This window comes from Deltaproteobacteria bacterium, assembly GCA_020845895.1.
Taxonomy (GTDB): Bacteria; Lernaellota; Lernaellaia; order JACKCT01; family JACKCT01; genus JADLEX01.
In genome coordinates this window covers 76,209-83,346 of sequence record JADLEX010000141.1, presented here as the reverse complement: position 1 = coordinate 83,346, position 7,138 = coordinate 76,209, and the positions used below count along the sequence as shown (strand labels likewise).

Genomic DNA, 7,138 nt, shown 5'->3' with positions numbered 1-7,138 from the left:
TCATGCGCGAAATGGTCCGCGTGCTCAAACCCGGCGGGCGTCTGGTGCTGTTCGTTCCCAACGGCCGGCATCCGCTGCACGGCTGGTGGCAGCTCACGCGCTACCCCGGCTACGCCAGCGAAAACGAGGTTCCGTGGCACAGGTTTAGTTCCGCCGAACTCGCGGGGGAACTCGCCGAGATCGGCCTGACGAACGTCGAACACGATGGCATCAGCCCCTGGTCCACGCTCGCGATCTGGCCGAATTGGTGGATCCTTCGCGCCGCCGCGTCGGCGCTCCGTCGCTTATTGCCGGAACCGATTTGGTTTCGACGCAAGTGCGGGTTCAATTTGATGGCGGCGGGGTGGAAGGGCTGAGGCGGTTGTTGGTTTTTGGTTTTTGGGAACGCCGAGCGCCAGCTCGGCTTGTGGCGGCGTCGCCCCGGCTAGCTTGTCACCCCGAGCGGAGCCGAGGGGTCCCTTTCCGTTTCGAATCGGAAGCAATTTCTCCACGACGCTCTCTACGCTCGCTTTGGTCGGAATGACGGAATTCCGTGCTGCGCGAACACTTCAAAGTCTTGATATCCCGTACTTTTCAAACATTTAATATTCTACCCAGAGGCCACTAACTGTTTTTCGATCTTTCTATACCGGTCACACTTTGATGAACAATATTGACAGCCTTTTTCGTTGCAAATCAACTTACCACATAGTTCGCAAAGAGAGTTTTTCCCAATTACGAGGGGATACTTTCCGCACACAGCGCGGTTTTTTTTGTAGTCACGTCCGCCGCAGTGTGCAAGTAGAGTGATCCGTCGGCCGTCCCTTTCCGCCGACAAATAACCCTCTCCCGACAATCGAAATTTTTTACAAGAAAGCAAATTATACTTGTCCCGATTTCGCCATATTTTTTCCAGCGAGTCTATTAGAGTGTCAATAATATTTAAATCGAGAGGCTCGCAAACTCCAAGAGGAACACCAATGTGCCAGTCGCCCGGCTTCTGGACGTCGCACGAACGATAATTTACTTTTTTTGGAATAAACACATATTTTCTATACTGAGCCGGACTAAATTTCGCGTCGCTGAATTTACACATATTGGCCACGAAATGCGATAAAATCGAAAAATATATCCTGCCAATTGTAATTTCCTTCTTAAGCCGAATAAATAGATGACTATATGTTTCTGCCTCAAAAGAGCGTGACTCGCCTGCTTTACTGTCGACCAATTCGTCATGACGCATCAACGATATCGCCCAGACCAAATCACCGCCATCTCTCAATTGAATATTTTTCATTTTGTCGCGACTTGCCTTTTCATTCTCAGCATATCTTTCGATTTTCCTTAACCTTTTTGAATTGTCAAACAACCATGGTGGAATATATATAGACCTATCGTTGTCGCAAGAAACTATTTCAAGCTGGGACTCGTTGCCTTGCTGAAATTCACGCTGCATTCTTGTAATTTCCAAAAGACTTGTCTCGCCGATATAATATAATTTTTCTCCACTGACTTCGTCAATATTTTCATAATCTTTAATATACGGGGAGAAGACGCCAGCAATTTTGACACGCTCGCTATAGCCAATTGCACCTTTCTTTTTCGATAGACAGTGTCGGGTATAAATATCTCGACGATTGGCAGCTGAACGCGAGTTCTTGACGTCGACCATTTCTATTGAATCGAACCTTTCGAATTTGTCACCGGGCATGAGTAATATGTCATGCGTTTTCCAGGAAGACGTACGCGACTGAACTTGGGTAACTGATATATCCTCGACTCGGTAACCAAGACTGCGGTAAAAATTGATCATAAATTTTTCTGCTTGGCGTGCAGAACGCATCTGGTTCAAAATTCCCTTTTCCATGCTTTCTATTTGCTCCATTGATGACCCGGCTTTTGATGCATCGAAATTTCCTGCCGTCCAGATTTCAATTAACTGCTTATCTTCTTTTTCGTCGAGCTGAATGTTTTCGTCCAACACGGCGAGTCGCGTTCTGGAATTGTTAATACTTATTAAGTCATTTAGAATTTTACCAATAGAATGCAACAAGTAACTGTTCTTCAGGATGTGCAACGTTACATCGTAATTTTTTACAATATTGATTAGTGGCATCCAATGAGTCTCGCGTAGAAAGTTGTCTATTTGAAAATCTGGCAAATTTCTACTGAGAGCCAATACCTCAGAGAAAATGTTTTCTGGCATCACCTCTGGAGTCCATTTTAGGATAGCATTTCTGTAAATGGTCCGCTTTTTTTTGTACGATAAATTCTGATTTGATCTCAGGAAATTAGCGTCTTCGCGCAAGAAATAATCGGGTTTAACTTCATCAAGAACTTTAGCCATCCATTTGAAACCCTGAGCAAATGCCTCGGCCCAAGGAGAGATGCCTAACTTTTTGTCAAATAAATTCATACTCTCATTTATTGCGGAGTTGATCTCGCAGTATAGGCCTTTGATATATTTTTCTTCGTCGTGAATAAAAAATACGATTTTCTGGTCACAGTATTCTTTGATCGCTTGCGAAGCTTGGCCCTCACGCAGGTCATAGATATAGGCGTCCTCAGATTTTGGCGTCGTCTCGATATCCAAAATTACAATACGCTTGCCTCTTATAGGCACTACGCGTCGTAGAACTCCCATTTTTACGAAGTGATTAATTGATACTCCCCGTTGTTATTATACCTCGCGGAGGCCACAGCTCACGCCCCCAACCTCAGCGCCCGTTCCCGGAAGAAGCGCAGCAGCGGTTTGGAAACGTCGGAACCGGCGTCGATTTTCACACGGTCCACGCCGATGCGCAAGAGGGATTTGCGGCGAGTGGTTTCGCGCACGGCGGCGGTCTCGGTCCAGCGCGCGCGCGTGGCCGCGTCACGCAGATCGATCCACGTTTGCTCACCCGTTTCGGCGTCGGTGAGCGGGATGAGGCCCGAGCCCGCGAGCGTGCGTTCGCGGGGGTCCTCGATGTGCAGCACGACGAGATCGTGGCGGCGCGCGGCGATTTGAAATGCGCGGCCCGGCTCGCTCATGCCCAACAGGTCGGTGATGACGAAAACCACGGCGCGTTTTTTTTGCAGGCGGCCGAGCAGCGCCATCGCCGCCTCGATATCGGTGCCCGATTTTTTCGGCTGCTCATACAGAATGTCGCGCACGATGCGGATGGCGTGGCGCTGGCCCTTGCCCGGTGGCACGTACGAATGCGCGTCGCCGCCGAACAGCAGCGCGCCCACCTTGTCCTGATTGCGTACCGCGGACATGGCGAGGATCGCCGCGAGTGTCGCCGCCGTTTCGCGTTTGGTTTCCGTGCCGCTGCCCGTATCCATCGACGCGGAGATGTCGGCGACGACCATGACGGTGAGTTCGCGCTCTTCCTCGAAGAGTTTGAGGAAGGGCCGGCCCATGCGCGCGGTGACGTTCCAGTCGATGGCGCGCACGTCGTCGCCGATCGCGTATTCGCGCACCTCGGCGAACTCCATGCCGCGGCCCTTGAACACCGAGTGGTACTGGCCCGCGAAGGTCTCGTCCACGCGGCGGCGCGTCAGGATTTCGATGCGCCGGATTTTTTTGAGCAGTTCGCGCGGCAGCATGGTGTTCGTCCTTTAGGGCTTTTTCACCTTTTCCAGCACGCGGGCCACGATGTCGTCACTCGACAATCCCTCGGCCTCGGCCTCGTAGGTGCCGATGATGCGGTGGCGCAGCACGTCGGGCGCGATGGTGTGCACGTCGTCGGCGATGACGAACGCGCGGTGGTTGAGGAACGCGAACGCGCGCGCCGCGATGGTGAGGTAGAGGCTCGCGCGCGGGCTCGCGCCGAGCTGGATCAGCGGTTCCAGGTGATCGAGGCCCATCGACTTGGGATCGCGCGTGGCGAAGACCAGATCGAGGATGTAGCTCGTGATGCGCTCGTCCACATAGATGCGACGCACCAGTTCGCGCAGCGCGAGGATCTCTTCGGGCGTGACGACTTCGTTCGGAGTCGGCGCGTGGCCCGCGCTGTGGCGGCTGATGATCTCGCGTTCCTCGTTGCGCGTCGGGTAGCCGACTTTGAGCTTGAGCATGAAGCGGTCGACCTGCGCCTCGGGCAGCGGATAGGTGCCCTGCTGCTCGATGGGGTTTTGCGTTGCGAAGACGAGGAAGGGCTCGGGCAGCTTGTAGGTGGTGTCGCCGAGGGTGACCTGGTGCTCCTGCATGGCTTCGAGCAGCGCCGACTGCACCTTGGCGGGGGCGCGGTTGATTTCGTCGGCGAGGACGAGGTTGGCGAAGAGCGGGCCTTTTTTCGCCTTGAAGTCGCCGGATTTCTGATCGTAGATCATCGTACCGACGAGATCCGCGGGCAGCAGATCGGGCGTGAACTGCACGCGCGCGAAGGTGCCGCTGATCGCGCGGGCGAAGGTGTTGACCGCGAGGGTCTTGGCGAGGCCGGGCACGCCTTCGAGCAGGATGTGCTCGCCGCACAGGATGCCGATCAGCACGCGCTCGACCATGTAGCGCTGGCCGACGATGACCTTGGAGACTTCCGCGGTGAGCCGGTCGACGGTGGCGGACGCCTGTTTGACGTCCTCGGTGAGAGCCTGAATGTCAGCGGGCAGTTGCATCGGAGTTCCTCGAAGTTTCGGTTTCCAATTCACGGCGCGCACGAAGCGCGTTTTGCGTCACGCGCAGGGCTTCGATCGCGTCGCCCTGGCCGAGGCCGGAATTCGGCTGACGGCCGCGTTGGCAGTAGGTCAGAGCTTCACGCACGAGATCCAGTACGGGTCGCGACACGCCGCCGGCGGAAAGCTCGGCGAAACGCACCGCCGCGCTGCCGGACGGAACGGGATCGGGCGCGAAGAGATCCGTCCACAGGCGTTCTTCCAGCCGCTCGTAAAATTCGGCGGTCGGTTCGCGGGCCTCGTTTTCCAGCGACGCCCACGACGCATCGTGCTCGGGCGCGGGCTCGGCGGCTTGCGGCTCGGCGCGGCGGCGACGGCGCGCGCGACGCACGAGCAGTACGATGATCCAAAACACGGCGAGGCCCGCCGCGAAGAAGCCGTATTTGGTGTACGCGCTCGAACGCACGAGGCCGAGCAGCGTGGGCCGGATATTCACGGTCACCGCCGGGGCGACGGTGGAGAGATTCTGGCCGCTGCCGTCGTCGTACGCCACCGTGACGGGACCGATCTTGAACTCGCCCGCCGACGCGCAGCGGTAGTCGATGAAGGTGGTGATCGACGCGTGGATCTCGTCGCCGACGATGGATTTGGCGGTGCGTTGATGCTGTTGGATGACGTCGAGCCCGGCGGTTTGCGGCGCGTCGAAGGGCGCGACCCGCACCACGCGGCCCGGCGCTGAGATCCAGGACAGGGCGATTTCGTACGTCACGCGCTGGCCGACGGAGCAGGACGGGCGGTCGATCTTGCCGTTCGCCACGACGGGAAGCGGGTCGAGCTTGGGTCCGGGCGGAGCGGGCGTGACGCCCGGCGCATCGGCGGAGGCGGGCGGCGCGAGGGGGACGATGCCCGCCGCCTTCGCGGCGTCGATCGTGGCCTCTTTCGACGGCGAGACCGTCGGCACGGGCGTGGGCTCGGTCGGAACGTCCGGCGTGTCCGCCGGCTGCGCGAACGCCGGCGCGGCGGTGAACGCAAATGCGATGACCGCAACGAACAGCACCATGGCGAGTCGGCCGCGCGAGGGGATCTTCATGCGCTCAAACCGTCCGGTTACCAGAAGTTTCTCATGACGGAATCGGGACTCGCGTCATATCATCCGCCTTTTGCGGCGGTCAAGGACGCGCGGGCGTTGGACAGCGGCGCGCATATCCGGTTTCCGCAAATTCGCATTCCGTTCGCGCCGGATTGCGCCGCGTCCGTCACGCCTCGACGAGCAGGCGGATCGGGTCCTGCAGGCGCGCGATGACGTGGTTGACGAAGCGCGCGGCGTCGGCGCCGTCCACCACTCGGTGGTCGAAACCGAGCACGAGCGGCAGCATCTTGCGGATCACGATTTGGCCGTCGCGCACCACGGGGCGCTCCTCGACGCGGAACATGGCGAGGATGGCGACCTCGGGGTAGTTGATGACCGGCGTGGCGAGTCGCCCGCCGATGGGACCGATGTTGGTGATCGTGAAGGTGCCGCCCTGAAAGTCCTGCGCGGCGAGTTTTTCGGCGCGGGCGCGCGCGGCGACGTCGGCGATCGACGCGGCGATCTCGGCGATGCTTTTCCGATCCGCGTCGCGCACGACGGGCACCACGAGGCCCTTGGGCGAATCGCACGCGATGCCGAGGTTGTAATAGCGCTTGTATACGATCTCCTGGCGAACGGGATCAAGGCTCGCGTTGAACCCCGGGAACGCGCGCAGGGCGGAAATCACCGCCTTGGCGACGAACGAAAGGAGCGTGATGCGGCCCTCAGGTTTGTCCTTCATCGTCTCGCGCAGACGCAGGCGCGCGGCGTCGAGCTCGGTCACGTCGGCGTCGTCGATGTGCGCGACGTGCGGGACGATCGTCATCGAGGTCGCCATGCGCACGGCGATCTTGCGTCGCACGGAACGCAGTTGTTCCTTCTCCACGGGTCCAAAAACCGAGAAGTCGGGCAGCGGTTCGACGACGACGAAGGGCACCGCCGCCGCGCCGGGGACGAACGCGGGGACCGATTCATCGGCCGCTGCGACCGGTCGCGCCGACACCGACCCGGACGCGAACGCGCGCACGTCCTCGGACGTCACGCGTCCCGCCGGTCCCGAGGGCGCGACGAGGCGGATATCCACGCCGAGTTCGCGGGCGAGCTTGCGCGTCGCGGGCGCGGCGGGAACGGGGCGACCGGGCTCGGCGGATTTCGCCGCGACGGGCGCGGGCGTCGCCGCCTTCGCGGGCTCGACAACCTTGGCCGTCTCGGGCGGCTTCGACTCGGCGGGCTTTTTCGCGAATGGCTTCGCGCCGGCGTCGTCGATCACGCAGATCACGTCGCCGGTGTGGATGACCTGGCCGACCTCGCCGTGGATCGACACGACGCGCCCGCCGCGCGGCGAGGGAATCGTGACGGCCGCCTTGTCGGTCTCGACCTCGATGAGCGGCGCGTCCTCGGCGATGGTGTCGCCGGGTTTCACGAACCACTTCAGCACCTCGCCCTCGTGAACGCCCTCGCCCAGATCCGGCAATTTGAACTCGAACACGAAATACC

Annotated in this window: 6 protein-coding genes; 1 reads left to right on the top strand and 5 read right to left on the bottom strand. The window is 59.1% G+C overall.

The annotated features are described in order from the left end of the window. Positions 1 to 356 (top strand): hypothetical protein (locus tag IT350_19275; protein ID MCC6160202.1); only part of this gene is annotated, 356 nt, incomplete at its 5' end. Positions 357 to 589: 233 nt separating this feature from the next. On the opposite strand, the gene IT350_19270 is transcribed toward IT350_19275, so the two are convergent. The 5 genes from IT350_19270 to IT350_19250 all read right to left on the bottom strand — a co-directional run bounded on the left by IT350_19270 (position 590) and on the right by IT350_19250 (position 7,130). Then, the gene (locus IT350_19270) at positions 590 to 2,572 is read right to left on the bottom strand and encodes a hypothetical protein (protein ID MCC6160201.1); all 1,983 of its coding nucleotides are present in this window, start codon (positions 2,570 to 2,572) and stop codon (positions 590 to 592) included. A 110-nt stretch (positions 2,573 to 2,682) separates the two neighbouring features. After that, positions 2,683 to 3,567: a DUF58 domain-containing protein gene (locus tag IT350_19265; GenBank protein MCC6160200.1), complete on the bottom strand. Its 885-nt coding sequence runs from the start codon at positions 3,565 to 3,567 to the stop codon at positions 2,683 to 2,685. A gap of 12 nt (positions 3,568 to 3,579) precedes the next feature. Then, positions 3,580 to 4,575 carry a MoxR family ATPase gene (locus tag IT350_19260; GenBank protein MCC6160199.1) on the bottom strand — a complete coding sequence of 332 codons (996 nt, stop codon included), beginning with the start codon at positions 4,573 to 4,575 and terminating at the stop codon, positions 3,580 to 3,582. After that, the gene (locus tag IT350_19255) at positions 4,559 to 5,662 is read right to left on the bottom strand and encodes a hypothetical protein (GenBank protein ID MCC6160198.1); all 1,104 of its coding nucleotides are present in this window, start codon (positions 5,660 to 5,662) and stop codon (positions 4,559 to 4,561) included. Before IT350_19255 ends, IT350_19260 begins: the two co-directional genes overlap by 17 nt. Positions 5,663 to 5,828: 166 nt before the next feature. After that, positions 5,829 to 7,130 carry a 2-oxo acid dehydrogenase subunit E2 gene (locus IT350_19250; protein MCC6160197.1) on the bottom strand — a complete coding sequence of 434 codons (1,302 nt, stop codon included), beginning with the start codon at positions 7,128 to 7,130 and terminating at the stop codon, positions 5,829 to 5,831. Positions 7,131 to 7,138: the final 8 nt, after the last annotated feature.

Coding starts and splice junctions, on each gene's coding strand:
- IT350_19265 (MCC6160200.1), bottom strand. CDS start 3,567: ATGCTGCCGCGCGAACTGCTCAAAAAAATCCGGCGCATCGAAATCCTG.
- IT350_19260 (MCC6160199.1), bottom strand. CDS start 4,575: ATGCAACTGCCCGCTGACATTCAGGCTCTCACCGAGGACGTCAAACAG.
- IT350_19255 (MCC6160198.1), bottom strand. CDS start 5,662: ATGAAGATCCCCTCGCGCGGCCGACTCGCCATGGTGCTGTTCGTTGCG.